The sequence below is a fragment of the Bacillus tequilensis genome, from assembly GCF_012225885.1.
GTDB classification, from domain to species: Bacteria; Bacillota; Bacilli; order Bacillales; family Bacillaceae; genus Bacillus; species Bacillus tequilensis.
The window spans coordinates 1,247,870-1,273,130 of sequence record NZ_CP048852.1; the positions used below are offsets into that span (position 1 = coordinate 1,247,870).

Below are 25,261 nucleotides of genomic sequence, written 5' to 3' on the forward strand. Positions count from 1 at the left end.
AAACGGGGTGGTCAGCTCATGCTCATTAAACCGACTGACGTAGCCTCCTATTCGATCTATGATCGAGTAAAAAACAGACCGGAGGAACTGCTGGCCCAGGATATCATCGAGGCGGAAGCAGAAGCGGCTCTGATTACAGGGCACCGCTTTGAAGACAGTGTGTATGATCCGCTGCCCGACAAGGTGAAATTGGCTTTAGTAAAGCTTGCCCAGTATTTTGCACTTGTGAATAGCGATGAATCAGCCTCATCAAGCTATCAGTCTGAAAAAATGGGCGATTATTCCTATACGGTTTCCGGAGAAGGCGGCATTCAGCGGCCGGAGGTGTATCATTTGCTCGAAGAGTTTATTACGCCGGGCTACGTCCCTGAGTCCTCCATACTGAAGGTGAGGTCCTTATGAGCTATCAGCACATGCTCATTCACCGCTGCGACATTTATCATGAAGAGGCTCAAGCGCCGTCTGCTGGCCGGTTCGGGATTCCGGCGGACAAGCTGCAGCCGGTCATTTCATATCCTGACACACCTGATGAACAAGATGTCCCTTGTTATTTTACAGAAAAAACGCAGCAGCTGATCCAGAAGGAGCCGAATCAAACGGTATATCATAGCTTTCTCGTCCATTTTCCGTTGTCCGCGGACATCCGCGTGAACGATAAAGTCATTTGGGAGAATCATAACTATAAATTAAAGCTGCCGAAAAGGATCAGACATCATCATTGGGAAGTCATCGCAGTCAGGGATGAAAGCCTATGAAAATAGCGGGGCTGAAACAGCTAAACAAGTCATTAAAAGAAGCGGCCACAGGCGCCTTTTCTCAACAGGCGTCCCGTTGGCTCGAGGAGTGCGGGCAAGATTTTCTGGAGATCGTTCAATCTGAACTCATCAGCACACAAACGATTGATACAGAAAAACTGCTCAGCTCGTTCGAGAAAGGCGCAGAGGATAATATCTGGATTGTGCAAAGCGGCGGGCTTTCGCTTGAGGTCGGCACACAGCTTGATTACGCCTCATTTTTGAATGACGGCCATTGGACGTCAAAAGAAAATGTGAGGTGGGTGCCTGGGCGTTTCCAAGGCTCACAGTTTATGTATGATCCAGCGGCTTCAACCGGAATGGCGCTCAAGAGAAAATGGACACCGGGCACGAGCTACTGGGATCATGCCCTGCTTTTATATGAAAAGCTGTTTGAAAAATCGCTTGAAAGCAAGTTGCGCCAGTGGCTGAAGAAGCTGTAAAGGAGGAGCAGGATGAACAGTGAAACAGGATCGATCATGGCGTTTTTGTACAGCCAGTGGTCTGTTCCCATTTATGAACGCGAGCTGCCTGATCAGTTTCAGGTGCCGTCATTATATGTCCCGTCGCCATCTGTTTTTGAGGAAACAGACACGGTCTCCACATTTAAAAAAACCTACAGTCTCAATGTCAAGCTGTTTCATCATGACTCCCTTCAGGCGCTGGATGAAGCGGACAGGCTCGCGGATGCTATCAGAGAAGCGAGAAATATGGTTCCGCTGCTCAGTGAATTTGGCGAGAAGACGGGGGATATGGTTCGCATCACCCGAATGGAGACAAGAATAGGGGACAGGGGCGAGGCGGTCATGGTGATCAGGTGGAGCAGCCGATATTATTATCACAAAACAGAACAGCCTGTCTTACAGGATATCGACATGAACAGCGGGGTGAAATAAGCGGTGGCAAAGGACAAACAACAGAAGAAGGCTGTACATACAGAGAGCCGCGAAGCTCTTTTTGATACAGCGGATTTGACTAAGCACGCGAAGGAATTGTTCGGCGTTAAGCCGGATATCCTTCAGGGGGCTTTATTTGGCGTGGATCAAACACGTATGACGAAATCAGAAGCGAAACAATTGATTCAAACATTTTTAACTAAGGAGGTCATGTCATCATGAATGGCGGAACATTTACAACAGGTAAAGAAAAAGAACGTGCAGGCATTTATTTTAACTTTAAAACGACAGCACAGGAGCGGGTGTCACTAGGTGAACGGGGGACAGTCGCACTTCCGGTCGCATCAAGCTGGGGCGAAGCGAAAACGTTCGTCTCCATTTCCAGCGTCGAAGATCTTAACAAAAAAGTGGGCCTCAGCATTGATGACCCGTCTTTATTGCTATTGCGTGAAGCAAAGAAAAACGCGAAAACGGTATTGATGTACCGTCTAACCGAAGGTGTCCGAGCGTCTGCTGATATTGCAGAAGGCGTCAAAGCGACTGCTGTATACGGCGGATCAAAAGGAAATGACATCATCATCCGTATTAACCCCAATGTGCTGGATGCCGCTGCTTTTGACGTGACAACGTATATGGATGAATCAGAGGTTGATAAACAGACCGTCAAAAAGGCTGAAGAATTAAAAGCAAACGGCTATGTCACCTTTACCGGAACAGGCGATCTTTCTTCGACGATTCCGCTCACTGGATCAGAAGAAGACACTGCAGCTGAAACGCTGAATGCATCAGCTGGAATCCGTTTATCCGGCGGTACGGATAAAGCCCCTGTCAACTCTGACTATACAGATTTCTTAGCAGCTGCTGAGACGGAGAGTTTTGATGTGATTGTGCTTCCTGTTGCGGAAGGTGATCAGCTGAAGGCGACATTTGCTGCCTTCATTAAGCGTCTGCGCGACGGTCAAGGACAAAAAGTGCAAGGGGTCACAGCCAATTATGCTGGTGACTATGAAGGCATTATCAACGTAACAGAAGGTGTGCTGCTGGAAGATGGCACGGAGGTTACACCGGACAAAGCGACAGCTTGGGTAGCTGGCGCGAGCGCAGGAGCAACCTTTAATCAATCACTTACATTTGTAGAGTACGAAGGCGCCGTTGATGTATTACACCGCCTTGACCACGATACGATTGTTGAACGTCTGGGCAAAGGCGAATTTTTATTTTCATTTGACGCCCGCGATAAATCTGTCAGCGTTGAAAAGGACATTAACTCACTCGTTACATTCACAGCCGAGAAAAACAAAAAGTTCGCGAAAAATAAAATCGTCCGTGTCCTGGACGCTGTGAATAATGATTTAACACGCGAGCTGAAAGCCTTAATTAAATCAAGAAAAGGCAGCGGAAGCGATATCCCGGCGTCTGAAGACGGACTGCAGTATGTGAAAACGATGATCACGCAATACCTGACAACACTTCAGGATGCGGGCGGTATCACCGGCTTTGATTCTGATGGAGATATCACCATTTCAATGAATGAAGACCGTGACGGCTTCTTGATTGACCTGGCTGTACAGCCTGTCGACGCAGCAGAAAAATTCTACTTTAATGTGGAGGTAAACTAATATGGCATTAAAAGCTCAAAACACAATCTCAGGAAAAGAAGGCCGTTTATTTCTCGATGGCGAGGAAATGGCGCACATCAAAACATTTGAAGCGAACGTCGAGAAAAACAAGTCTGAAGTAAACATTATGGGCCGCCGCATGACAGGCCATAAAACAACAGGGGCAAACGGAACTGGAACAGCAACGTTCTATAAAGTCACATCAAAATTCGTGCTCCTGATGATGGATTATGTCAAAAAAGGCAGCGACCCTTACTTCACACTCCAAGCCGTGCTTGATGATAAATCCTCCGGACGAGGCACAGAGCGCGTCACGCTGTACGACGTCAACTTTGACTCTGCCAAAATCGCAAGCCTTGATGTCGATTCAGAAGCGCTGGAAGAAGAAGTGCCATTTACATTCGAAGACTTCGACGTGCCTGAAAAGCTTTCTGACACATTTTAATCAAAACTGAAGTAGCCATATGCAGACCTTTCTCAGAAAGGTCTGTTTTTACACATGATGAAATCAATTAAAAGAGATAAGGGAGTTTTTTACATGAGCGAGAAGAACGAAAACGTATATGATCTTTCCTTTTTTATGCCGGGAAAAACAATTGAAGCCGAAGAAATCAAAGTACCGATCTCAAAGCGTTTTGTTGATAAAAAAGGGAATGTCATTCCGTTTATTTTAAAACCAATTACAACCGAACGAATTGATGAATTGGAGAAAGAAAATACCACATTTAAAAATGTGAAAGGCCGCGGCCGTGTGAAAGATTTAGACTCCCAGCGCTTTTATGCGAGAATTGCCATCGAATCTACTATTTATCCTGATTTTCGTTCAAAAGATTTAAGAGAAGCTTACAAAACAGCGGATCCAGTAGAAGTGGCGAAACGTGTACTATCTGTGGGGGGAGAGTATGCAAACTGGCTGAATAAGGCTATTGAAATCAATGGGTTTGAGGATGATCTTGAAGATCTAGAAGAAGAAGCAAAAAACTAGTAAAGGATGGCGATAAGGAAGCTGTGTATTTGTACTATGCAATGCATGAGCTTCATTATTCGCCATCCCAGCTTCTTGAATTATACGAAGCACCAAAACATTTCAAAGCTCTTTTATTTGGGTTGATAGGTTATAAGCTAGAACGATTAGAAAAAGAATCAAGGAGAGGAGGGAACTAATATCGCAAAATTAACAGCTCGTTTTGATCTCGAAGACAAGGTATCTAAAAAACTAAAACGGATACATAAAGGATTCCAAGAGGTCGAAAAAAAAGTCAAAACCATTAATCGGCAAATCAAAATCAGTATCAGAGCAGAAGATCAGGCATTTTACCGGCTGAGAAAAATAAATGACTACATCATTTTAAAATTCGCGAAATCACTAGAAATCAAAGTTGTACTTGATGATCAAGCAACTGCAAAGCTGGAAGCGATTGAACAAAAACTAAAACGCCTGCCGAAAGAAACCAAGCTGACTGTATCTTTGGTAGACAGGACAAGAACTGCATATAAAAAAATAAAGAAGATGCTATCTAATCAAAAGCTATCATTTCTTTTGGTTCCAGATGACAAGGTTACGTCAACAGTTAAAAAAATGATTGGTTATATCAAGAAAAATTTAAAAAACGGTTATACTGTTAAATTAAAAGTCATCGATGAAATCACCAAAACCGTTAATCGATTAACAGCACTTTTGAGGAAATTTGAAAAAACGTATTCTGTAAAGATTGTTGTTAAGTCAAAAGTATCAGACAAAATCAATAAAAAAGAAAGCCCGATTAACAAAGAGACATCTAAGAAAGAATCAGACAAATCCTCGGATAAAGGGTCTGATAAAAGCTCAGATCAAAAACCTGGATGGGTCGGAAAAATAAAAGGTTGGCTAAAGGATTGGTGGACCAAATCCGCTTGGCCTTGGATTAAGGATACACTCAACGAAATCGGAAAAGCTTTTTTAGATCGTTTCAAAGAGAGATTATTAGAAAAACTGAAAAATGATGTGTTCGATAAGATCATTGATAAAATTCTAGGCCCCCAAAAAAAGAAAGATTCAGGCGAGGATTCTGAAAAAGATAAAAAAGTCCTTAATCGTAATACAGGCGGAAATTGTTGTTGCGGCTGCTGTGAAGACGGAGGTATCAGTCCGGGCACTAAAAAGAAAAAAACGTATAGAAAAAAGAAAAGCCCGACAAAGGCTCCAAACAGAACGCTGAAGGTTCCTGGAGAAGTGATAAGAAGACGTCAGGGCGGCACATCTGGTGAAAGTGCCCCTCGGACTTCAGGTTCGAAGGTAAAGAACTGGCTTGGAGGATTAAAATCGCTAGGAAAGGATTCATCCAAACTAGGAAAAGCGTTCAGAGGCATGGGAAAGGCTGTTCCATACGTGGGATCTGCTTTAGCGATGTTCGATTTAGCTGGAATCAATAAAGATAATGTTGGCGAAAAGGTTGGTTCAATCGGAGGACGCATTGTCGGCGCCGAAGCAGGTGCAACTGCCGGAGCAGAAGCAGGTGCGACAATTGGATCCTTCGTTGGTCCGGAAGGGACAGCAATTGGAGGCGCTATCGGTGGAATCGGCGGCGGTTTAGTAGGCGCTATCGGCGGAGAAGAAGCAGGTAAGAACATTGGTAAGATGTTTGATACGTCTAAGTTAAAGGAGAATATAAGCAAATCACTTTTTAACAAAGAGTGGTGGAGTGGAAAATGGGATTCAATCTCTGATACAGCCAATGGGGCAATAACTTGGATTGAAGATACATGGAGTAAAGTTTCAACTTGGTTTGACCAGTATGTGTTTACGCCTATTTATAATGTAGCTGTACCCGTAATTAATTTTATAGTAGGTCTGTTTGCTTATGCTTGGGATGGCATAGTGGCAGTATGGAATGTTGTCTACCCATGGTTTAAGGATAACGTGTGGGATCCAATAAGCGGAGCGGTTACTACTGTGGCTACAACGATATGGACAGGATTATGTAACGCTTGGACTTTTATTTCTGGAATATGGTCTACTGTTTCTACGTGGTTCATGGACAATGTATGGAACCCTGTGAGTGAAGCAGTATCAACTGCGGCAACATGGATTTGGAGTAAGATTAACGATGCATGGACTACTATTTCTGATGTTTGGTCAAGCGTGTCAAATTGGTTTTATGATAATGTATGGAACCCGATCGTCAAAAAAGTAGATGATATTAAAACTTCAATAAAAGAAAAATTTGATGATGCAAGGAAATTTTTTGAGGATGCATGGGATGGAATTGAAACTTGGTTTAATGAACATGTGAAAGATCCATTGGTTAAAGTATCAGAGGCAATTGCTGAGAAATTTTCATGGCTATTCGATATAAAAGATGCAGTTGGAGGTTTCGTTGCAAAAGTAATACACAGGGGGGAGGAAGTTACTCACCTCAAGAAAAAACCAAGCAAAAAGGGTTCGAAAGAGAAGAAAACTAGTTCTAAAACTACTACTAATAACATTTTTGCTCAGTCTCCATCAAATAATAATATGACTGTTTTTCAACAAGCGCTGAATCAGAACGCCACAGGCGGCTACATCACCAAACCGACTATCTCGTGGATCGGTGAAGCCGGCAAGGAATTCGTTATCCCGGTTGATAACAACCGAGGTCGAGGCAAAATGCTTCTTTCACAAGCAGCGTCTAAGCTCGGTATGCAAGTCGTAGACGACATGGGAGCAGCTTCATCTTCTGCTGCAAGTCCGGTATCGGTTTCAGGAGGAGCAGCTGCTGCCAGCCCGTTATCAGGATCAGCCTCTCCGTCAATGGACACTGCAAACCTTACAGGCCAAGCGTCCACACTCGGACAGCAATTTTCAGAAGGCTTTGATAAAGGCATCAGCAATCAGCCGGTCAAAATGGAAGACTGGAAAAAGAAAAACATCAATACGCCATTTACACAAATGATTTCTGCTTCACCAAACTACGGAAAACAAATGGTGAGCGGCTATACTAAGGGGCAAAACGGCACTGCAACCGGAACGGACGGCTTTTTGCAATCAAAGGTCAAAACACCTTTCCAAGCGACTGTGAACAAATCATCATCATGGGGCACAGGGACGGTCAAAGGCTTTGCCCAAGGACAAAACTCAACCCAAACAGGGACCGCGCAGTATGTCAGCTCACATGTTGACAAACCGTTCCTGCATTCAAAAGACACATCCAATAGCTGGGGTTCCGGCTTGGTTGGAAACTTTGTGACAGGCATGAACTCTAAATCCAGTGAAGTGAAACAAGCTGCAAAGGATATGGCGAAGCGAGTGGAACAGGCTTTCCGTGAGGAATTAGATATCCATTCACCTTCCCGTGTCATGATGAGCTTGGGGCGTTTTGCCTCTGTTGGTGTTGTAAAAGGTCTAGATTCTGTCGATGTGAAAAAATATGCTGAAAAACAAGCTGGATCACTGGCAGCTGCTTATTCCGGAATGGGTGCAGTAGGCGGAAATGTGAAACAGTGGCTTATGGCTGCAATGATGGCCACAAAGACACCGTTGAGCTGGCTCTCGGGATTAATGACGATTGCACAGTATGAATCAGGGGGCAACCCTAACTCTATTAACCTGTGGGATAGCAACGCGAAGGCGGGAAATCCATCACAAGGACTCATGCAGACAGTTCCAACTACATTTAATGCCCATAAAGCGCCAGGCATGGGTAATATCAGAAATCCGATTCACAACGCTGCTGCTGCGATCGGTTATATCAAAAGCAGATACGGATCAATTGATAATGTACCTGGTATTAAAAGTCTTAAACGTGGCGGTCCCTATGTCGGTTATGCCAACGGCGGGCTGATCACAAAAGAACAAATCGCCCGTGTCGGTGAAGGAAACAAGCGAGAATGGATCATTCCGGAGGAGCGAGGCATACGTGGCCGCTATCTCCTTCAGAGAGCGGCACAGGCTCTTGGTATGGAAGTGACAGATCCATCTCAATCCCAGCAATCTGAGCTTTCATCAGGGCAAGTTTCAGCTGTTACTTCAGCTAGCCGGCCGGCGGCAGCGGTTTCCGGATCAAAAGAGATTTATATCCAATTTAACGGTGACCAGCACTTCCATAATGGACAAGACGCCGAAAGCCTAGCAGCGAAAATCAAACAGGCGCTCATAGACGAGCTGCAAAAGGATATCAATATTGGAACGAAGGGAGTCGTTGCATTTGACTAAATCCGTATATGAATTTTGGATTTCACAAGGGAAGGACAAACTGCGGCTCCCCGTTCTTCCCGACCAGTTAAATATTTCAAATACGGTTCAGAATGAAACGGTTAAAGTAGCCAAGTTCGGTGACCTTACATTTATTGACGAACAGGGAGCAAAAGAAATTTCGTTCTCTTCGTTTTTTCCGAAGAAATACAGCCCGATAGCTGAATATCAACACTTCCCATCCCCGGAAAATGCGATAACGAAAATTGAAAAATGGATGAAGGCCAAAAAACCGGTTCAGTTTTTGATTACGGGAACTAAAGTGAATGTAACATGCAGCATTGAAGGTTTTTCCTATAGCGAAGGCCAGCAGGATATCGGCGATCGCTCGTTTGATATTCAATTAAAAGAATACAAAACCGCTTCCCCACGGAAAATCAAGCAGAAGAAAAAAACAAAGGCAAAACGCCCGTCGAAGGCTTCTCCGAAAACCTATACAGTGAAAAAGGGAGACACGCTGTGGGACATTGCCGGCAGATTTTATGGGAACAGCACGCAATGGCGCAAAATTTGGAACGCCAATAAAACAGCAATGATTAAACGAAGCAAACGAAACATCAGGCAGCCGGGCCACTGGATTTTCCCCGGCCAAAAATTAAAGATACCGCAATGAAACAGGTGAAGTATGATGATAGAACTGTTCGTTATTAAAGACACAGAATGGCTTGAGCTGGTGGCTGAAAGCGTATCACTGGAAGGACATCGTTATCAGGCGCCGCGCTCCATTGAAGCGACCATTGTCATCAAACAGGGTAACCAGACGTATTACAGCGTCACAGAAGGAGATACGGTCTTATTTAAGTGGAAGGGAAAAGAGCTTTTTCGGGGCATTGTTTTTGCGAGAACCCCGGATGAGCATACGCTTGCTTTCAGCGCATACGATATGCTTCAGTATCTGGTCAAAAACCAGGATGTGTACGTCTTTTCCAATCAGCGGGCTGACCAGATGATCAGAAGAATCGCCAATGATTTTCAAATACCGACTGCCTCGATTGCGAACACAGGCCATACAATCAAAAGCCTTGTCATTAAAAATGATACGAGCCTGTATGACATCATCTTAAAAGCGCTGAAACAGACGAAAAGCCAGACAGGACGGCATTACCAGCTGTATTCGGAAAAAGGAAAGCTCGGTTTGCGCGCGTGGCCAGATCCGTCAGAGGTATGGGTGCTCGAAACCGGCGTCAATATTACGGGCTACCAATACAACACTTCTATAAATGACACTGCAACACGGGTGGTGCTCCGCCGGCAGAAGGACAATAAGACGTATAAAGCGTCTGCCAAAGACAGTTCAGGCTTAAATAAATACGGTGTGCTTCAATATACGGAAACGGTCACAGATGACATCAACCAAGCACAGCTTCAGCGGCGGGCAGATGTGCGTCTTGCTGAAAAAAAGGGCGTGAAGAAAGAACTGAAAAATATTCAGGCGGTCGGTATTCCGGAAGTGCAGAGCGGACTGCCTGTCTATATATCCATTCCGGAAGCGGGAATCAAAAAAACCTATTGGGTAGATACAGACCGGCACGAATTTAAAGGAACGAAACATACGATGACCATTGATGTTGTCGAAAAGAATGCGATGCCGGAAGGAGCGTCCTGATGAGGTTAAGTGAGGCTATTAAACACTTGGCAGTCGGCGCAGTTGGCGCTGAGTCTCCGGTGGAGCTGCTCCCAGCTGAGGTGGTTTCGGTTTCTCCTGTTGAGATCAAGTTAAATGAAAACAGCAAACTGATCATACCGGCTGACGCCCTCATCATCCCAAAACGGATGCAGTCCGGAGGAGACGATGCACTCGAGCCGGGAGACCGTGTTATGACAGCTGCTCTGACTGGCGGGCAATCGTTTTTTATTTTAGATAAAGTATAGACAAACCGCTTCAGCTAGAAGTGGTTTTTTATTTAGTTTGTTATAAAGGAGTGGGCATCATGGCCCTGACACCGGAAGTTCAGTTTGAGGATTTTGAAGATGACAGTGAAGTCATTGAAACCTCGCAAACGTACAAAATCGATTTTGAAAACGGAAGAATTACAAATGAGCTGATTACCGGTCTTGAAGCGATCAGACAGTTTGTGTATATCGCCTTACAGACAGAGCGCTATGCGTATTCCGTATACAGCCATAATGTCGGCAATGAACTTCAGGACGTGCTGACAGATCATGAGACGACTGATGCTTATAAAAAAATGGAGATTCCGAGGCTGATAGAGGAAGCGCTCGTTTATGACGACCGGATATCTGCTGTAACAGATTTTGAGATTGAAAAACAAGGCGATGTGTTTCATGTTTCCTTCGTGGTGGAGACAGATGAAGGGACGCTTGAGATTGAGGAGGTGATTGGCGAAGATGTTTGAGGATCAGACCTTTGAGGAGATTATGGAGCGTATGCTGAACAGCATCTCCGCAGATATTGACACAAGAGAAGGCAGTGTCATTTATAATGCGTTAGCCCCGGCGGCGGCCGAGCTTGCGAAGTCATATATATGGCTGGATACTGTGCTAGAGCTGGTCTTCTCCGATACCGCGCAAGGGGAGTTTTTAGACCGGCGCGCAGCGGAAGCGGGGATTGAACGGACAGCCGCGACAAAGGCGGTCAGAGCGGGAGAGTTTACGTCTGGTGTGACCATTCCGGCAGGCTCCCGCTTCTATGTGGATAATCTTTATTTTCAATATACAGCAGATGGGACGCTCGTCTGTGAAACACCTGGTGAAGCAGGAAATGCCAACCTGACCGGACGTAATTTACTGTCACTGGATACCATTCCCGGATTAGAAACAGCCATTGTCAAAGAAATCCTCATTCCGGGCCGCGAGGAAGAAGGAGACGACAGCTTAAGAGATCGGTATTTTACAAGGGTTCGGCGTGAGGCTGTCAGTGCCAATAAAATGCATTATAAAGAGTGGGCTGAAGAAGTGGATGGTATTGGGAAGGCGAAGATTTTCCCGCTTTGGAACGGGGACGGCACGGTCAAAATTGTCGTCACGAATGCCAAGCTCGAGCCAGCTTCCGATATCTTAATTCAAAAAGTGAAGGATTATATTGATCCTGAACCGGGGCAGGGTGAGGGGCAGGCGCCAATTGGAGCCGTTGTCACAGTGGAAAGCGCGGTCTGGAAAGAAGTTGAAATTTCGGCCGAAGTGCTGCCTGAGATCAATCACTCGATTGATGAAGTCAAGGCGGAAATTGAAGAAGGCGTTTTAAATCTTTTTAAGAAAATGGCGTTTGAAGATAACATCATCCGTCTATCGCAAATCAACAATATTGTTTATAATTCACCGTCAGTCAGTGACTACGCTAATATTCAAATCAACGGCACGTCTGAAAATCTCGTGCTGAGCGACGTGGAAATTCCTAAGCTTGGGCAGGTGAAGATCATTGAGCAAACAAGATGACATGACAGCATACCTGCCGCCATTTCTCACCAGCCTGAAAGAAATGGCCGAGCTGCTGAAAGCGGAGGCACCTGAGTTTGACAAGCAGAATAACAGCATATTTGATCTGACCGATCAATTATTTGTGCCGACAGCGACATGGGGGCTCAGCCGCTGGGAAAAGATTTTAAACGTCCCGCGGGAATCAGGCGACAACGACGAGATCAGAAGATTGCGGCTTATTTCAAAAATGTCGAACATCCCGCCAATTACTTACAAGGCCATTGAGCAGGCGGTGAACCGCTTTTTGAAAAACCCGTCTGCACAGGTCCGTCTGCTTCCCAGCGAATACAGATTTAACGTCGACATCAATGTTGATGACCTTCAGCACATGAATGAGCTGATCGAAACGATAGAAAACATGAAGCCCGCTCATTTGGCGTATACGCTCAGAGGCGGATTGAACGAGACGCTTCAAATCAAAGACAAAGTCATCCTGAATCACCGCAGATACCGAACAGCCAGTGAGCTGAAAGTCGGTTATTCGGTCACCCTTAACAACAATGAGGTGGTTTTAACTTGATTTCAACCATATACAGAGAACGTACAGCGGCAGATCTGAAGAGCAGAATTGATCACGTGCTGCTTAACGGACAAAAAACAGAAATAGCAGAACTCGCCATTGACGGAGCGACAGTCACCGTTCTGACAAAACGCGAAGAAGACATTAAGCATATCGAAACGGTCCAAATTTTTGACGAGCTGGGCAACATCATTACAGAAAGAAAAACAGACCTGGACGTCAGCGAAAACCGAACACTCGATTTCAGATTTACTTTTGAGGTGGTGTAAACATGGCATACGAAGAAAAAACAGACTGGCTCCCGGACGATCCGATCAACGAAGACGACGTCAACCGCTGGGAAAAAGGAATAAAAGACGCTCACACAGACCTGGCTGCCCACAAAAACGACATGAACAACCCCCACAACACAACCAAGGCGCAAGTCGGGCTGGGGAACGTGGATAACGTGCAGCAGGCTTCAAAGACGGAATTTAATTCACATATGAATGATACAACCCGGCATATAACGTCTGCAGAGCGATCGAATTGGAACGCAAAAGAAACACCAGCTGGTTCTCAAAGTAAGGCTGATACAGCTGAGAGGAATGCAAAAGCATACACTGATGAACTGGCTGCAAGAAGAGATAATCCAAACCAAGTCACGAAGGCACAAGTTGGGCTTGGAAATGTAGATAATGTACTGCAAGCTTCAAAAGCTGAATTTAGTTCACATACGAATGATACAACCTGTCATATCACATCAGATGAGCGTACTAAGTGGAATAATTCACAACTATTCAAAATAACGGCCGACAATGGAACGCAAAAAATCAACCTAACTTCTGGCACATTTTATGAAGCGTTAAAAGATTTAGGATCTGTGTCTTTCTATGGGACAAACGCAGTTACTGATAACCCTTCTTCAGGAAGTCTGAGAGGTATGCAATTGGTAGGTCAACCAGGGATTGGAATTGGTTATGCTGTGGATGTATCTGGAAACGCATGGTGGTTCTACTATAATGCGAATCATACTAAAGTCAATTGGTATCCGATTGAGACTATAACAGGGGCTCAGTCGAAGGTGAATGACCATGCTAAGAATCAAACGCTTCATATTTCATCAATGGAGAGAACCAAGTGGAATAGCGGACAATTATATCCACTAACAACAGACAAAGGCCAGAGAATTCAAATAAAAAACGGGGGAAGTTTATTTGATTTGCCCACAGGTTTTTATTTCGGTGCCGCTGTACAAAATCTACCTGGAGACGATAAGGCAGCCTGGTATTACTATGATATTACAGAAGTATCTGCTGAACTAGCTCCGCCGCAAGGGTTGAAAAAAATTGTCGCTACAAGATCCTTCGATAATCAAACATGGATTGGAATCATTCATAAAGAAGGTGATTTTTTAGGATGGAAGCGTCTCATTACTGATGGGGATTTTAATAGCATGACTTGGTATGACTTAACTCTTATAAATGGAAATAAGGTAGGTGGAAGAAAACCACAGTATGCTGTATGGGGTAACCAGGTATTTACTCGAGGTGAAGTAGTTTCGCCTGACTTCAATAGCGTTTTTGCTATACTTCCAGCTGAAGCCCGTCCTTCGACACAAAAATCTATGGCTGCAACGTTATTTGGAACAACAGGCACATCAAAATATATTGCTGAAACAAACGGGGAACTAAGATTGGTTGGAAAACATGCCAACATTGAGGCCAACATTACTGGAGTTTCTCTAGATAATAATTTTACTCTGTAAGGAGGAGAGAAAGTGCAAGTTTTTTTGTATGATGATAATTTCTATTTTTTGAGACCGAAAATTTTGGCCAGTCCAGAAATCCAGATGCCAGATAATTCAACTACAGTAAAGCCTCCTGATGGCTTATGGAGGCCGCAGTTTGATAAGGCGAATAATGTATGGCATGAATCTGCTGATCAAGAATATAAGGATATTCAAAAAAACAAATATCAGAATGAATTTGAGTCAAATACGGTTATGGAACAACTCGTAACTCTGAGGCAACAACTCGCAGACGAAAAACTTGCCAGAAAACAAGCTGAGAAGGCTCAAAATACTTTAGGTATACAACTGACTACGGAAGTATTGGCAAGGAAAGAAGCGGAAGATTTGAATCAGTCTTTAGGTGAACAAATGGCGATTTTGAAATTAGACGTACTGAGTTTAAAGGGAGAGATGACAAGTGAATCTTAATTTCTGGGTATATGCACTGTTTTATAAATGGGCTACAATATCGATGATAAAGGACGCAATGACATACAGTGACTGTTCAATTGATGACTTAAAGAAAGGTGTTGCTACTAAATACGTGTCACATGATCAATATAAAGAAATAACAGGTCAAACATACGAGGAAACGATAAAAGTCAACTAAAAGGCTTTTTTATTTTGCCTCAAAGGAGGTGAATGTATGAAAGAAGTAGGGAGGTAGTTTATATGTCAGCATTGTCTGAGGTACCTGACATGAATTCACTTGAAAAAGAGATAACAGAAATAAAAACAGAACAAAAAACGCTTGAGCAGCGAGTCAGTGTTCTAGAGAGATCATCGGATAGACAAGACCAGCAAATCATGACGCTGAATGAAAAATTAAACAAAATTGAAGAAAATACAACATGGATTAAACGCACCATCACAGGTGCTATTATTACAGCAGTTTGTACAGGGATCATCGGTGGAACGATCGCCATTATGTACAACCTGCTGCAGCATTAAAGGGGGATTTTCATGAAAACGTTTGACAAGGGCACGGTCATCAGGACTGTGCTTCTTTTGGTTGCGTTACTCAACCAGACCATGCTGATGCTTGGCAAATCACCATTGGATATTCAAGAGGAGCAGGTCAATCAGCTTGCTGACGCCCTTTATTCAGCAGGTTCTATCGCCTTTACAATTGGAACGACACTTGCCGCTTGGTTTAAAAACAACTATGTAACAGAAAAAGGAAAAAAACAGCGCCACTTGTTAAAGGAAAATAATCTGACGAAATAAGGAGAGATGAAAATGGTTAACATTATTCAAGACTTTATTCCAGTCGGTGCAAATAACCGTCCTGGCTATGCAATGACGCCGCTTTACATTACCGTGCACAATACAGCGAATACCGCAGCAGGAGCGGATGCTGCTGCGCACGCCCGCTATTTGAAAAATCCTGGTACGACGACAAGCTGGCATTTTACTGTTGATGATACAGAAATTTATCAGCACTTGCCTTTAGATGAAAACGGCTGGCATGCGGGAGACGGAAATGGCAGCGGCAACCGGGCTTCTATCGGAATTGAAATTTGCGAAAATGTCGATGGAGACTTTGCAAAAGCAACAGCAAATGCCCAATGGCTGATCAAAACATTAATGAGTGAGCACAATATCAGTCTCGCCAATGTCGTCCCTCATAAATATTGGTCTGGGAAGGAATGCCCGAGCAAGCTATTGGGTACGTGGGATTCGTTCAAAGCGGGGATTGGCGGAGGCGGCAGCCAAACCTACGTCGTGAAAAAAGGTGACACACTTACATCCATAGCGAGAATGTTCGGGGTTACTGTTGCTCAGCTGCAAGAGTGGAACAATATCGAAGACCCCAATCTCATTCAGGTCGGTCAAGTGTTAATTGTAAGTGCTCCATCGTCCGCTGAAGAACCCGAGCTCTATCCGCTCCCTGATGGCATCATTCAATTGACAACACCATATACCTCAGGAGAACATGTTTTTCAGGTGCAGCGGGCACTTGCCGCGCTGTATTTTTATCCTGATAAAGGCGCTGTCAACAATGGAATAGACGGCATTTACGGACCGAAAACAGCGGATGCGGTTGCGCGTTTTCAGTCTGTTAACGGTTTAACGGCCGATGGCATTTACGGGCCTGCGACAAAAGCGAAGATCAGCACTTTATTGGTCTTGTAGAAAAAGAAAACATTGACAACACTTGCTAGTAAAACCATACTGAATATTGATGAATTTGTTTTTAGGTGGTTATACTGTGCAAAAAGATATGAAATTAAATAATGTCAAAGGTGTATTAATATTTTTGGTTGTATTTGCCCATCTGCTGGGTGCTAGTAAAAGCGGGCTGGAAAATATGATTGAAATCATTTATTCATTCCACATGCCTGCTTTTATTTTTCTAAATGGTTATTTTTCCAAAAGGCCATCAATTAAAAAAGTCATCAATCTCATTCTGTTATATGTTATTTTTCAAACCTTTTACTGTGTGTACCGTTACTATGCTGGTAACTTTTCTGTCATTCAATTTACTTACGGAAGACCGCATACTCATTTGTGGTATATTGTCAGTCTGGGCAGCTGGTATGCACTGGCTATTATTCTAAAGAAAATAAACGGCAGACATGTCTTAAAAGCGGTGTTGCTGTTCTTGTTGCTGATAATGAGCTTTTTTTCCAGATTTTATGCAGATCAGATTATAGAATTTATCAAAATATACTATAGCAGCATGCATACACAAACACTATCTATATTGAGAACTTTTGTTTTTCTTCCATTTTTCTTGGCGGGTTTTTATTGTTCAAGAGATCTCATGAGTAAAATATACAGCGCATTAGACAAATTTAAGTTTAAACTGTTTTCTATCTTAGCTGTCTCTGTATTGATTTTCATTATTTTAGATCAGCATAATGATAAATTTGATCAACTGTTTTTTGGTTTTCTAGGCTATCAAAAGTTCCATATAGAGAATCATAGTTATACAGGGATTGTATTCTTTCATTATTCCTTAGCTGTATTAGGCATTTTCTTATTATTAAATGCAGTTGGTGCTGGCAAAAATAAATTCACCCAATGGGGAGAACATTCACTTGCGATCTTTTTATTTCATATGATCTTTATCTTCCCGCTACTCACTCATAATAGCTGGTTAAACGAACAAAACCCTGATACGCGATTGATTTTATGTTTTACGATGGCATTTGGAATAACGTCTCTATTTGGATCGCGCGCATTTAACCGGGTAGTGAAATATATCATCTATCCAATGAAGTACTTAGAACTTATTTATGCAAGGCTCTTTAATCAAACAGATAAAAATGATGAATATAAAAAGCGACATATTGTTTAAATGTCGCTTTTTTTTGTCCGTTTTTTTAAATGCTTCAATATCATGGCACTCCGCTCCCTCACCCGAAGCGAATATCCGGAAAGTCCAAACCTTCCGTAATCAACAAACTTCACACGCCTCACCAATTTTTTCACTTTATCACCTGACAATGTCCTCTGTTTGTTTTAGTATATGTAACCCTCATCGGAAAAGGAATAAGGACAAGAGCGGTTTTCCCTTGTCCTTTTAGTGTGATCATGCTTTTTTTCGTTTATACTCGTCAATCAGCCGTTCGTTTTCTTTGAAGATTCTTGCTGTATGCGGACTGACTTGATAGCTGGCGACACTGGTGGTTGAACGTTTTTTCAGGATTTTAAACGGCTTGGCCGCGCGGGGCCCGCAGCCGTTTTGAAACGCGCGATCCATTATCCTTCACCTTCCTCCTCAATTGGCAGCACCAAATCATATATACTCGTTAATGATGTGAAAAGCAAATAATCAAATTCCGTGACAATGCTGTCAGACGTCAGCTTGATGACATAGCTCTGTGTATCGATGGTAAAAGGGATGAGAACCATTTTACCGTATTGGTCGTAATAAACATCCTTTCGGTCAAGCCGTGTTTGCACGTCTGTCGGATCGTCCATGTGCTCGGTTAACCGGTCTTTATCAGCCTGCGTCGAATAGGGACAAAGGGAGGCTGTTAAGTTCATTTTATCGGCATAGGTTTTCAGCAGCTTATCAATACCTTCAGCATATGCATCTATACTTCCATAATAAACATGGATCGGTTCGTTTTTCAATAGGTATTGGTATGTTTTCAGCCGATTGAGGTACATGTGGAGCATTTCGTTGTTTTCTTCGAGAATTTCTCTTGTGTCTGTTTCCAATTCGCTGCCGGCCAGTTTTTTGACGTATGCACTTAAGAAGATGAAAGCATCGATTAAAGCGAAACTGACGGCGACAATGAGGTACCGTTCCCAGTCGGCAAACAGGGAAGAGGGCTCATATGTCCAGTATATCATAGCGCCCAGAACAAACAGCAAATACCATGTTTTACGGATGGCGGACATTTTTTCTTTAACCTTCGCTTCGAAACGCCACGTGGCGTAAACGTATAAGCCTAATCCGGCCATGATGCACCAGACCATGATCTGAAAGAATAAAAGCATACATCAATCCCTCACATCTGAATTATGGTTCTGCTTATTGTATTCGAGAGATCCGGCTGGTTTTCCTGTTCCATCAAAAAAACCGCTCCTTTAACAGAAGCGGTGTGACGTTAAAATATCATATTTAAAATAAAGTAGGCGATGGCGCCAAGTGTCGCAGAAATCGGAAGCGTGATGACCCATGTAATAAGCATCCGCTTGGCTGTGCCCCAGTTTACGCCTTTTACCCTGTGTGACGCACCAACGCCTAGGATTGATGAAGAAATGACGTGGGTGGTACTGACCGGCAAATGAATAAATGTGGCGCCGAAAATAATGGCAGCACCGGTTAAGTCAGCGGAAACACCGTTTACCGGACGGATTTTCATGATCTTTCCGCCAACGGTTTTGATGATTTTCCAGCCGCCGATTGATGTTCCGAGACCCATGGCAGTCGCGCAGGCAAATTGCACCCAAGTTGGGATTTCATTAGCAGAAGTATGTAAATTTGCTGTGATGAGAGCCATTGTAATAATACCCATTGCTTTTTGCGCGTCGTTTGTGCCGTGTGTATACGATTGCAGGGCAGCTGTAAGAATCTGCACTCTGCGGAATTGCTTGTTCGTCTTCGCCAAATTGCTGTCTTTGAATATCAGCTTGACGATGGTGTATAAAATATACCCAACGACAAAAGCAAGAATCGGTGAAAGGATCAGTGCTTCAATAATTTTAATGAAGCCTTTATAATTTAACGAAGCAAACCCGGCTGCCGCTACTGCCGCACCGGCAATTGCCCCGATGATAGCATGGGATGAACTGCTTGGGATGCCATAGTACCATGTAATCAGGTTCCAGACAATCGCAGCGATTAACGCAGCTAAAATTACGACTGAACCATTTTCCAGCGTATAAGGATCCACAATGTCTTTCGTAATGGTTTTGGCAACACCTGTGAATGTCATTGCTCCGATAAAGTTCATCGCAGCCGCCATTATGATGGCATGGCGCGGTTTCAGGGCTTTTGTCGATACCGAAGTCGCAATTGCGTTCGCCGTATCATGAAACCCGTTAATGAAATCAAACGCCAGAGCACAAATGACTATTAGTATGGTTAATATTAATAGAATATCCATTTTAACCCCTCGTTACGCGTTTTTCATAATGATGGTTTCAAGATTATTGGCAACACTTTGGCAAGAGTCGGCAATCTCTTCAAGCGTTTCATAGATTTCACGATATTGAATAACTTTAATCGGATCTGTTTCATTTCCGAAAAGATTCTTTAATGATTTTCTGTGCAGGTTGTCACAGTTGTGCTCATACTCTTTAATTTTGATGGCGTGAGGCTGAATGTCCTTTAAGCGGTTTTCTGCCAGCAGCTCAATTGCAATTAAAATTTCTTTCGCACATTCTCTGATGTATCCGCTGAATTTATCGATATGCTCGTCTGATGAAGTAATAGAGAAAATCTCCATCATGGCAGAGAAATGTTCGATTCCGTCAAGTACATCATCCAGACTGTTTGTCAGCTGAAGGATATCTTCGCGTTCGATAGGAGTGATGAACGCTTTGTTAAGCTCTTTAATCATGACATGAACATGATTGTCACCTTTTGTTTCATATTCCTTTAACGTATCTGCAAATTCTTTAAGCGTCGTTTGGTTAGTGACCTTGAAATTCACAAAATATTCTGCAGTTTCGTCTATGTTCTTTGCAATTTCTGTTAAAAGGAGTGAGAACTTATCTTTTTTTCTTCTTATCATTAAAAACCCTCCATAGTTTGAATGAGACAATGCACACATCAAATTATTATATAGCCTTTTGTCGAAAAAAAACAGGTAAAGTCGAAAAAAACACGTCTTGACTTTTTCGTGAAATCATGTCCCCTTATTTTGGCCTACTTCACTTCAAAAAAACGACCCAAGTTTGCAAAAACTTTCTGCTTAACGTAAAAAGTATATCAAAAGTTGTGTTTTTCCTGTCAACTTTTATCTTCTGTTTCACTAAAAAACGGTTCCCTAAACAAGGGAACCGTTTTAATCAGCTTGCTTTTCGTTTTTTCATCCAGTAATAAACAGGCAGTCCGGCAAGACCGATGAGGATGGATAATCCGCAGCTCAGTGTATCTGTAATGAGTGTGCTGCCTAACACAAAAAATGAGCCCGCGATGGCCAAAATCGGCATGAATGGGTAAAGCGGAACACTGTAGGCGCGATTTTCTCCCTTTGCTCGCTTGCGGAGGATAAAGACCGCAAAAAAGGCCATCACATAAAAAATGTAGATCATGAAAATCGAGATTTCCGAGAGCTTATCAGGGTTGCTGATCAGCATCATAATCAAAGCCAAGGCAATTTGGAAAGAAATCGCAATCCATGGTGTGCGGAACGTCGGGTGTACGTGTGACAGTTTGTCGGCAAATGGAAGCTGTTTGCGTTCCGCCATCGCAAATGACACACGCGGGAAAGAAAGGACTTTTCCATTTAAGCACCCAAAGATACTGACGATAATGCCGACACTGATCAGCTTTCCGCCGATTGAACCGAACAGCATGGTGGCAGCTGTGCTTGTTGCGTTTTCGCCAAGTGTGACGATTTCGTTCGCAGACAGGACGTGAAGCAATGCAAAGTTAATGAAAATATAGATAGCCGTTACAATTAATAATCCGCCCGTCATTGCACGCGGCAGCAGCTTTTCGGGATTTTTCATTTCTCCGCCTAGAGCGGCCAGAAGAATCCATCCGTCGTATGCAAACAATGTAGCCAAAATGGCTGCGCCGAAGTTCATATCCGAAATGCTTTCGTTCACAGCTGTGAAGATGTGCTGATCGCCTTTCCAAAGGCCAAAGATAATGATGCATGCAATCGGGATCAGCTTACCGATCGTTGTCAGCGTTTGGACAAAGCCGCCGTATTTTGTACCGATCATATTAATGACACATAAAAAGAGAACGGCTATAATGCCGATTACTTTAGATAGTCCAGATCCCCAGCCGAAAAGATTCGCCATTAACGATCCAAAATATAAACCCAGTGCGCCAATAATGGCCGGCCCGTAAATGATAATCTGCACCCAGCCGCACAAAAATCCCCAAAACTCGCCGTACACTTCTTCCAGGTACGTATAAAGCCCGCCGGTTTTTGGAATCTGCGTTCCGATTTCCGCGATTGTCAAACCGCCCGCCAGTGTTAAAATCCCGCCTAACAGCCAGGCGAAGAGCGCTGTCTTTGAATCACCTGAATAAGCAAGCACAGCGCCAGGCTTCATAAAAACCCCTGAACCAATAATCGTTCCGATAACGAGAGTAAGGGCAAACAAGAGGCCTATCTCTTTTTTCAAACCGTTGTCTTCAGTATGCATGTCCTTAACCTCCTATGATGTTGAAGCTTCATGTTGAATCATCTATTTTTTCATATTGTAAACCCTATTTTAGAAAAGTGAAATAAAATAAATTTTCTGATTTTCAATATTTTATTCTTAGATAGCTGATAAATTTGCAAAAATGTCTGATTAAATAGGTTATAACCGAATGAGAAAATGTATTTCGCACTATAAAGTTCGTATCTGTATATAAGGGCTTTTGCCGGTTTGGAATGCCTTATGAGAAGTCGGTGCAATAACATGCCGTCGGTGAGGCTGATGTGTTGACTTTCTCGTGTGAATAAAATACCTTGTTATTAGAACAATAAATATACAACTATGATATGATATCTCGAAATCGAGATAAAATGACCTGGAGGGACAGCATATGAAAGTCAACGGCATTCACCACGTGTCAGCATTAACGGCCGACGCACAAAAAAACTTAGATTTCTATAAGAAAGTATTAGGGTTAAAGCTCGTCAAAAAATCCGTCAATCAAGATGAACCGACAATGTATCATTTATTTTACGGAGATGAAGTGGCAAATCCGGGAACAGAGCTTACATTTTTTGAGATTCCGCGCATTGCGCCGTTTCATGCGGGAACAAACAGTATTTCTTCTATTGGTTTACGTGTTCCAAGCACAGAAGCCCTGCATTATTGGAAAGAACGTTTTGAAGAGCATCAGGTGGCGCATAGCGGCATCACCAAAAGAGCAGGACGCGACATATTGGCATTCCAAGATCATGAAGGACAGCGCCTTGTGCTGACTGCTGATGAGAAAGGTAACGGGTATGGCCTGCCTGTTAAACAAAGCGGCATTCCGGAAGAATTTTCGTTTCGCGGGCTAGGACCGGTTGAACTGACTGTGCCGTACGCTGATTCAACATTACACGTATTGACGAATATTCTTGGATTTACAGAAATAAGCCGTGAATCAGTCGAAGGACAAGGAACCGCCGTTATTTTGGAATCTGGAGAAGGCGGCGCGGCAACAGAAATCCATTTAATAGAAAGAAACGATCTTCCGCGCGAGCGCCAAGGCAAAGGAAGTGTTCACCATGTCGCGTTTCGGGTAAAAGATGAAGAAGAACTTGCCGGGTGGCACCAGATCATCAGCCGGGAAGGCTATAGCAATTCCGGAATCGTTGAGCGCTACTACTTCAAGGCGCTGTATTTCAGAGAGCCGAACGGCATTTTGTTCGAGCTATCAACAGACGGACCGGGCTTTATGGTTGATGAAAATCTTGATGAGCTTGGCCAAACGATTGCTCTTCCGCCGTATCTTGAGCATCGAAGAGCTGAAATTGAAGCAAAACTAAAACCAATTCAATAAATTGCAATTCATTTGCCTTCCGGCGCCGCCGGAAGGCTTTTTTTATCTTGGGTCAGATGCCGATGGGGAGAAAAGGCTTAAAACCGTTGATATATGGTCAGTTGGCATGAAATGACTTCGACAAAAATATTGTCTTTGTTTATTAATCGTTTATTCATATTTGCTTGTTACACGATTTCAAAGTGAGACAAGAAGGAGTGAAAACACGTGAAAAAGAAAAAGCGTGAGCTGGATATCGTGCGCTTATCAAACGATCCTTGGCATCTGATTAGAATACCAGATACCCCCTACAGAAAGTTTCATAGAGCAGCAGTCAGGTCTTTTGTTTCATAAAAAGCCTCAGGCCATTTTGCGGCCTGAGGCTTTATGTCTTACGAGGTTTTCTCTTCTTTTTGATCGAGTTTGATTTTTTTCGTCATTTCTTTGCCGTTTCTGAGAATTTTCACTTCAACGGTATCACCGATTTTTGCATCTTTATATAAGATATTGCGCAGTTCACTGCCTGTATCGGTTTCTTTGCCTTTTAAGCTGATGATAATATCCTCTGATTTCAATCCAGCCTTTTCAGCAGGGGAGCCTGGGGCAACTTCGCGGATGTACACGCCTTTATTCAGCTGGCTGCCAAACAGGCCGAGTGTGCCTTCTTGGTAGTTTTGCGGCACTTGCTCTAAATCAAGCATGCTGACACCGATATACGGGCGTTCAATTTGTCCTTTAGACAGCAATTCTTCAGCAATCGGTTTTACGTCGTTGCTTGGAATGGCGAATCCGATGCCTTCAACATTATCTTCACTGATTTTCATGCTGTTAATGCCGACAATTTTGCCGTCTGTATTTAACAATGGGCCGCCGCTGTTGCCTGGGTTAATAGCTGCGTCAGTTTGAATCACATTAATGCTTGTTTGGCCGGCTGATGTTGACATTGAAACCGTTCTGTCCACACCGCTTACAATTCCTTGTGTTACTGTGCGGGACAGGTCTTTTCCGAGCGGGTCTCCTATCGCAATGACGGTCTCGCCTGTTCTGAGATCAGATGAATTGCCGAAGCTTGCCACTTTTGTTACGTGGTTATCACTGATTTGAAGGACTGCTAAATCTGTTAACGAGTCACTGCCTACCAGCTTTGCAGTCACCTCAGTGCCGTCGTATAAAGATACCTTCAGTGAAGATGCTCCTTCAACGACGTGGTTATTTGTAATGATGTAAGCCTTGCCGTTCTCTTTTTTGAAAATGACACCCGATCCTGAACCGCTTTCTGCATCTTTGCCGGAATCAGAGCTTGAACCGGATGAGTCAGAGCCGAACAAAGAGCTGTTTGGCTGAGCCTGAAGGTTTGTAATTCCGACAATCGCCGGTGAAAGGTTTTCCACCATATCTGAGATTTTAGAAGAATCCTCGTTCTTGAATGCAGATGAGCTTTTGCCAGACTCAGAGGATGTGCTTTTCGCTGTGACAGATTGCGTTTGCTGCTGGCTGGATGACTGTTTTGCAGTATCCTGAGCATTATGGTCGCCAAGCGGTGTGAACGTGTAAATGCCAAGGGCGAGACTGCCGCCAATCACTCCGCCAAGCAGCGGTCTGAACCATCCGAACCCTCGTTTCTTCTTCTCCTGGTCATGAATGACATTGCGGGCTGAGTAGGAGGTGCTCTGATCATTTTCTTTCGCTAAAAAGACCTCATTCTCATTTCCTTCCGTTCTGTTGTCGTCACGATAGTTATCCATCATGTTCACTCCGTTTCTCTATTTTCACTCGTTTCTTATTATGATAGGTTTATGACTTGAGTTTATCATAAACAAAAACTGTGGGATAAAAATGAAAAGATTATGGGAAATTGTGAAAAAGCGCGGAAAACGGTACACTTCATATTGTATATGAAAGGAC

Annotated in this window: 32 protein-coding genes and 1 pseudogene; 26 read left to right on the forward strand and 7 right to left on the reverse strand. The window is 43.4% G+C overall.

Features of this window, described 5'->3' with window-relative positions; all coding sequences use genetic code 11:
• Nucleotides 1-18 precede the first annotated feature (18 nt).
• From yqbG to G4P54_RS06770, 25 genes and pseudogenes are all read left to right on the forward strand, one after another.
• A complete protein-coding gene (gene yqbG / locus G4P54_RS06655) occupies nt 19-402 on the forward strand; it encodes a protein YqbG (protein ID WP_167872160.1) in 384 nt (127 codons plus the stop codon).
• The gene (locus G4P54_RS06660; protein WP_167872161.1) at nt 399-755 is read left to right on the forward strand and encodes a YqbH/XkdH family protein; all 357 of its coding nucleotides are present in this window, start codon (nt 399-401) and stop codon (nt 753-755) included. The genes yqbG and G4P54_RS06660 overlap by 4 nt, the downstream gene beginning before the upstream one ends.
• On the forward strand, nt 752-1,237 hold the full coding sequence (locus G4P54_RS06665; protein WP_167872162.1) for an HK97 gp10 family phage protein: 486 nt from the start codon (nt 752-754) through the stop codon (nt 1,235-1,237). The genes G4P54_RS06660 and G4P54_RS06665 overlap by 4 nt, the downstream gene beginning before the upstream one ends.
• A gap of 12 nt (nt 1,238-1,249) precedes the next feature.
• The gene (locus tag G4P54_RS06670; RefSeq protein WP_167872163.1) at nt 1,250-1,690 is read left to right on the forward strand and encodes a phage tail terminator family protein; all 441 of its coding nucleotides are present in this window, start codon (nt 1,250-1,252) and stop codon (nt 1,688-1,690) included.
• Nucleotides 1,691-1,693: 3 nt separating this feature from the next.
• A complete protein-coding gene (locus G4P54_RS06675) occupies nt 1,694-1,912 on the forward strand; it encodes a YqzN/YkzM domain-containing protein (protein ID WP_167872164.1) in 219 nt (72 codons plus the stop codon).
• Complete coding sequence (locus G4P54_RS06680) at nt 1,909-3,309, forward strand: phage tail sheath family protein (RefSeq protein WP_167872165.1); 1,401 nt, start codon at nt 1,909-1,911, stop codon at nt 3,307-3,309. The genes G4P54_RS06675 and G4P54_RS06680 overlap by 4 nt, the downstream gene beginning before the upstream one ends.
• Nucleotide 3,310: 1 nt before the next feature.
• A complete protein-coding gene (locus tag G4P54_RS06685) occupies nt 3,311-3,754 on the forward strand; it encodes a phage tail tube protein (protein ID WP_024716383.1) in 444 nt (147 codons plus the stop codon).
• A gap of 93 nt (nt 3,755-3,847) precedes the next feature.
• Entirely contained in the window at nt 3,848-4,294 is a 447-nt protein-coding gene (locus G4P54_RS06690) for a phage tail assembly chaperone (RefSeq protein WP_003232676.1), read from the forward strand.
• 29 nt (nt 4,295-4,323) lie between these two features.
• On the forward strand, nt 4,324-4,473 hold the full coding sequence (locus G4P54_RS06695) for a hypothetical protein (RefSeq protein ID WP_081719940.1): 150 nt from the start codon (nt 4,324-4,326) through the stop codon (nt 4,471-4,473).
• A 1-nt stretch (nt 4,474) separates the two neighbouring features.
• On the forward strand, nt 4,475-8,479 hold the full coding sequence (locus G4P54_RS06700) for a transglycosylase SLT domain-containing protein (protein ID WP_167873838.1): 4,005 nt from the start codon (nt 4,475-4,477) through the stop codon (nt 8,477-8,479).
• Complete coding sequence (locus G4P54_RS06705; RefSeq protein ID WP_167872166.1) at nt 8,472-9,131, forward strand: LysM peptidoglycan-binding domain-containing protein; 660 nt, start codon at nt 8,472-8,474, stop codon at nt 9,129-9,131. Before G4P54_RS06700 ends, G4P54_RS06705 begins: the two co-directional genes overlap by 8 nt.
• Before the next feature lie 15 nt (nt 9,132-9,146).
• Entirely contained in the window at nt 9,147-10,124 is a 978-nt protein-coding gene (locus G4P54_RS06710; protein WP_167873839.1) for an XkdQ/YqbQ family protein, read from the forward strand.
• Entirely contained in the window at nt 10,124-10,390 is a 267-nt protein-coding gene (locus G4P54_RS06715; RefSeq protein ID WP_024716379.1) for a DUF2577 family protein, read from the forward strand. Before G4P54_RS06710 ends, G4P54_RS06715 begins: the two co-directional genes overlap by 1 nt.
• 59 nt (nt 10,391-10,449) lie before the next feature.
• A complete protein-coding gene (locus tag G4P54_RS06720) occupies nt 10,450-10,875 on the forward strand; it encodes a DUF2634 domain-containing protein (RefSeq protein WP_167872167.1) in 426 nt (141 codons plus the stop codon).
• Nucleotides 10,868-11,914, forward strand: a complete 1,047-nt coding sequence (locus G4P54_RS06725) for a baseplate J/gp47 family protein (RefSeq protein WP_167873840.1) — start codon at nt 10,868-10,870, stop codon at nt 11,912-11,914. The genes G4P54_RS06720 and G4P54_RS06725 overlap by 8 nt, the downstream gene beginning before the upstream one ends.
• Complete coding sequence (locus G4P54_RS06730; protein WP_167872168.1) at nt 11,898-12,476, forward strand: YmfQ family protein; 579 nt, start codon at nt 11,898-11,900, stop codon at nt 12,474-12,476. Before G4P54_RS06725 ends, G4P54_RS06730 begins: the two co-directional genes overlap by 17 nt.
• Nucleotides 12,473-12,745, forward strand: coding sequence for a hypothetical protein (locus G4P54_RS06735; protein ID WP_167872169.1), 273 nt, complete (start codon nt 12,473-12,475; stop codon nt 12,743-12,745). The genes G4P54_RS06730 and G4P54_RS06735 overlap by 4 nt, the downstream gene beginning before the upstream one ends.
• Nucleotides 12,746-12,747: 2 nt before the next feature.
• Nucleotides 12,748-13,875: pseudogene (locus G4P54_RS21780) on the forward strand (terminase); the annotation flags it as partial.
• 36 nt (nt 13,876-13,911) lie between these two features.
• Nucleotides 13,912-14,223 carry a hypothetical protein gene (locus G4P54_RS21785; RefSeq protein WP_489687038.1) on the forward strand — a complete coding sequence of 104 codons (312 nt, stop codon included), beginning with the start codon at nt 13,912-13,914 and terminating at the stop codon, nt 14,221-14,223.
• Between the two features lie 12 nt (nt 14,224-14,235).
• Nucleotides 14,236-14,676: a YomQ N-terminal domain-containing protein gene (locus G4P54_RS06745; protein ID WP_167872171.1), complete on the forward strand. Its 441-nt coding sequence runs from the start codon at nt 14,236-14,238 to the stop codon at nt 14,674-14,676.
• Nucleotides 14,666-14,857, forward strand: coding sequence for an XkdX family protein (locus G4P54_RS06750; protein ID WP_167872172.1), 192 nt, complete (start codon nt 14,666-14,668; stop codon nt 14,855-14,857). The genes G4P54_RS06745 and G4P54_RS06750 overlap by 11 nt, the downstream gene beginning before the upstream one ends.
• 89 nt (nt 14,858-14,946) lie before the next feature.
• Nucleotides 14,947-15,198, forward strand: coding sequence for a hemolysin XhlA family protein (locus G4P54_RS06755; RefSeq protein WP_420809525.1), 252 nt, complete (start codon nt 14,947-14,949; stop codon nt 15,196-15,198).
• A gap of 12 nt (nt 15,199-15,210) precedes the next feature.
• Nucleotides 15,211-15,474, forward strand: coding sequence for a phage holin (locus tag G4P54_RS06760; RefSeq protein WP_167872174.1), 264 nt, complete (start codon nt 15,211-15,213; stop codon nt 15,472-15,474).
• A gap of 12 nt (nt 15,475-15,486) precedes the next feature.
• The gene (locus G4P54_RS06765; protein WP_167872175.1) at nt 15,487-16,383 is read left to right on the forward strand and encodes an N-acetylmuramoyl-L-alanine amidase; all 897 of its coding nucleotides are present in this window, start codon (nt 15,487-15,489) and stop codon (nt 16,381-16,383) included.
• 76 nt (nt 16,384-16,459) lie between these two features.
• Entirely contained in the window at nt 16,460-17,551 is a 1,092-nt protein-coding gene (locus G4P54_RS06770; protein ID WP_167872176.1) for an acyltransferase family protein, read from the forward strand.
• Here G4P54_RS06770 and spoIISC read toward each other — a convergent pair.
• From spoIISC to steT, 6 genes are all read right to left on the reverse strand, one after another.
• Nucleotides 17,548-17,700, reverse strand: coding sequence for a three component toxin-antitoxin-antitoxin system antitoxin SpoIISC (gene spoIISC / locus G4P54_RS06775; RefSeq protein ID WP_167872177.1), 153 nt, complete (start codon nt 17,698-17,700; stop codon nt 17,548-17,550). The genes G4P54_RS06770 and spoIISC overlap by 4 nt on opposite strands.
• An 85-nt stretch (nt 17,701-17,785) precedes the next feature.
• Complete coding sequence (gene spoIISB / locus G4P54_RS06780) at nt 17,786-17,956, reverse strand: three component toxin-antitoxin-antitoxin system antitoxin SpoIISB (RefSeq protein ID WP_024716367.1); 171 nt, start codon at nt 17,954-17,956, stop codon at nt 17,786-17,788.
• Nucleotides 17,956-18,702 (reverse strand): toxin-antitoxin-antitoxin system toxin SpoIISA, encoded by a 747-nt coding sequence (gene spoIISA, locus G4P54_RS06785; RefSeq protein ID WP_024716366.1) that lies wholly within the window; start codon nt 18,700-18,702, stop codon nt 17,956-17,958. The genes spoIISB and spoIISA overlap by 1 nt, the downstream gene beginning before the upstream one ends.
• Nucleotides 18,703-18,812: 110 nt before the next feature.
• Entirely contained in the window at nt 18,813-19,814 is a 1,002-nt protein-coding gene (locus G4P54_RS06790; RefSeq protein ID WP_024716365.1) for an inorganic phosphate transporter, read from the reverse strand.
• A gap of 12 nt (nt 19,815-19,826) precedes the next feature.
• Nucleotides 19,827-20,444, reverse strand: coding sequence for a DUF47 domain-containing protein (locus G4P54_RS06795; protein WP_024716364.1), 618 nt, complete (start codon nt 20,442-20,444; stop codon nt 19,827-19,829).
• A gap of 277 nt (nt 20,445-20,721) precedes the next feature.
• Nucleotides 20,722-22,038, reverse strand: a complete 1,317-nt coding sequence (gene steT, locus G4P54_RS06800) for a serine/threonine exchanger (RefSeq protein ID WP_024716363.1) — start codon at nt 22,036-22,038, stop codon at nt 20,722-20,724.
• Nucleotides 22,039-22,426: 388 nt separating this feature from the next.
• On the opposite strand from steT, the gene G4P54_RS06805 reads away from it, so the two are divergent.
• Nucleotides 22,427-23,377 (forward strand): ring-cleaving dioxygenase, encoded by a 951-nt coding sequence (locus tag G4P54_RS06805; RefSeq protein ID WP_024716362.1) that lies wholly within the window; start codon nt 22,427-22,429, stop codon nt 23,375-23,377.
• 371 nt (nt 23,378-23,748) lie between these two features.
• On the opposite strand, the gene htrA is transcribed toward G4P54_RS06805, so the two are convergent.
• Nucleotides 23,749-25,101, reverse strand: a complete 1,353-nt coding sequence (gene htrA / locus G4P54_RS06810; RefSeq protein ID WP_167873841.1) for a serine protease HtrA — start codon at nt 25,099-25,101, stop codon at nt 23,749-23,751.
• Nucleotides 25,102-25,261 lie beyond the last annotated feature (160 nt).

Excerpts from the sequence above, each read along its gene's own strand:
- yqbG (WP_167872160.1), top strand. The coding sequence starts at position 19 with ATGCTCATTAAACCGACTGACGTAGCCTCCTATTCGATCTATGATCGA.
- G4P54_RS06660 (WP_167872161.1), top strand. The coding sequence starts at position 399 with ATGAGCTATCAGCACATGCTCATTCACCGCTGCGACATTTATCATGAA.
- G4P54_RS06665 (WP_167872162.1), top strand. The coding sequence starts at position 752 with ATGAAAATAGCGGGGCTGAAACAGCTAAACAAGTCATTAAAAGAAGCG.
- G4P54_RS06670 (WP_167872163.1), top strand. The coding sequence starts at position 1,250 with ATGAACAGTGAAACAGGATCGATCATGGCGTTTTTGTACAGCCAGTGG.
- G4P54_RS06680 (WP_167872165.1), top strand. The coding sequence starts at position 1,909 with ATGAATGGCGGAACATTTACAACAGGTAAAGAAAAAGAACGTGCAGGC.
- G4P54_RS06685 (WP_024716383.1), top strand. The coding sequence starts at position 3,311 with ATGGCATTAAAAGCTCAAAACACAATCTCAGGAAAAGAAGGCCGTTTA.
- G4P54_RS06690 (WP_003232676.1), top strand. The coding sequence starts at position 3,848 with ATGAGCGAGAAGAACGAAAACGTATATGATCTTTCCTTTTTTATGCCG.
- G4P54_RS06710 (WP_167873839.1), top strand. The coding sequence starts at position 9,147 with ATGATAGAACTGTTCGTTATTAAAGACACAGAATGGCTTGAGCTGGTG.
- G4P54_RS06715 (WP_024716379.1), top strand. The coding sequence starts at position 10,124 with ATGAGGTTAAGTGAGGCTATTAAACACTTGGCAGTCGGCGCAGTTGGC.
- G4P54_RS06720 (WP_167872167.1), top strand. The coding sequence starts at position 10,450 with ATGGCCCTGACACCGGAAGTTCAGTTTGAGGATTTTGAAGATGACAGT.
- G4P54_RS06725 (WP_167873840.1), top strand. The coding sequence starts at position 10,868 with ATGTTTGAGGATCAGACCTTTGAGGAGATTATGGAGCGTATGCTGAAC.
- G4P54_RS21785 (WP_489687038.1), top strand. The coding sequence starts at position 13,912 with ATGACTTGGTATGACTTAACTCTTATAAATGGAAATAAGGTAGGTGGA.
- G4P54_RS06755 (WP_420809525.1), top strand. The coding sequence starts at position 14,947 with ATGAATTCACTTGAAAAAGAGATAACAGAAATAAAAACAGAACAAAAA.
- G4P54_RS06760 (WP_167872174.1), top strand. The coding sequence starts at position 15,211 with ATGAAAACGTTTGACAAGGGCACGGTCATCAGGACTGTGCTTCTTTTG.
- G4P54_RS06765 (WP_167872175.1), top strand. The coding sequence starts at position 15,487 with ATGGTTAACATTATTCAAGACTTTATTCCAGTCGGTGCAAATAACCGT.
- spoIISB (WP_024716367.1), bottom strand. The coding sequence starts at position 17,956 with ATGGATCGCGCGTTTCAAAACGGCTGCGGGCCCCGCGCGGCCAAGCCG.
- spoIISA (WP_024716366.1), bottom strand. The coding sequence starts at position 18,702 with ATGCTTTTATTCTTTCAGATCATGGTCTGGTGCATCATGGCCGGATTA.
- G4P54_RS06790 (WP_024716365.1), bottom strand. The coding sequence starts at position 19,814 with ATGGATATTCTATTAATATTAACCATACTAATAGTCATTTGTGCTCTG.
- G4P54_RS06795 (WP_024716364.1), bottom strand. The coding sequence starts at position 20,444 with ATGATAAGAAGAAAAAAAGATAAGTTCTCACTCCTTTTAACAGAAATT.
- steT (WP_024716363.1), bottom strand. The coding sequence starts at position 22,038 with ATGCATACTGAAGACAACGGTTTGAAAAAAGAGATAGGCCTCTTGTTT.
- G4P54_RS06805 (WP_024716362.1), top strand. The coding sequence starts at position 22,427 with ATGAAAGTCAACGGCATTCACCACGTGTCAGCATTAACGGCCGACGCA.
- htrA (WP_167873841.1), bottom strand. The coding sequence starts at position 25,101 with ATGGATAACTATCGTGACGACAACAGAACGGAAGGAAATGAGAATGAG.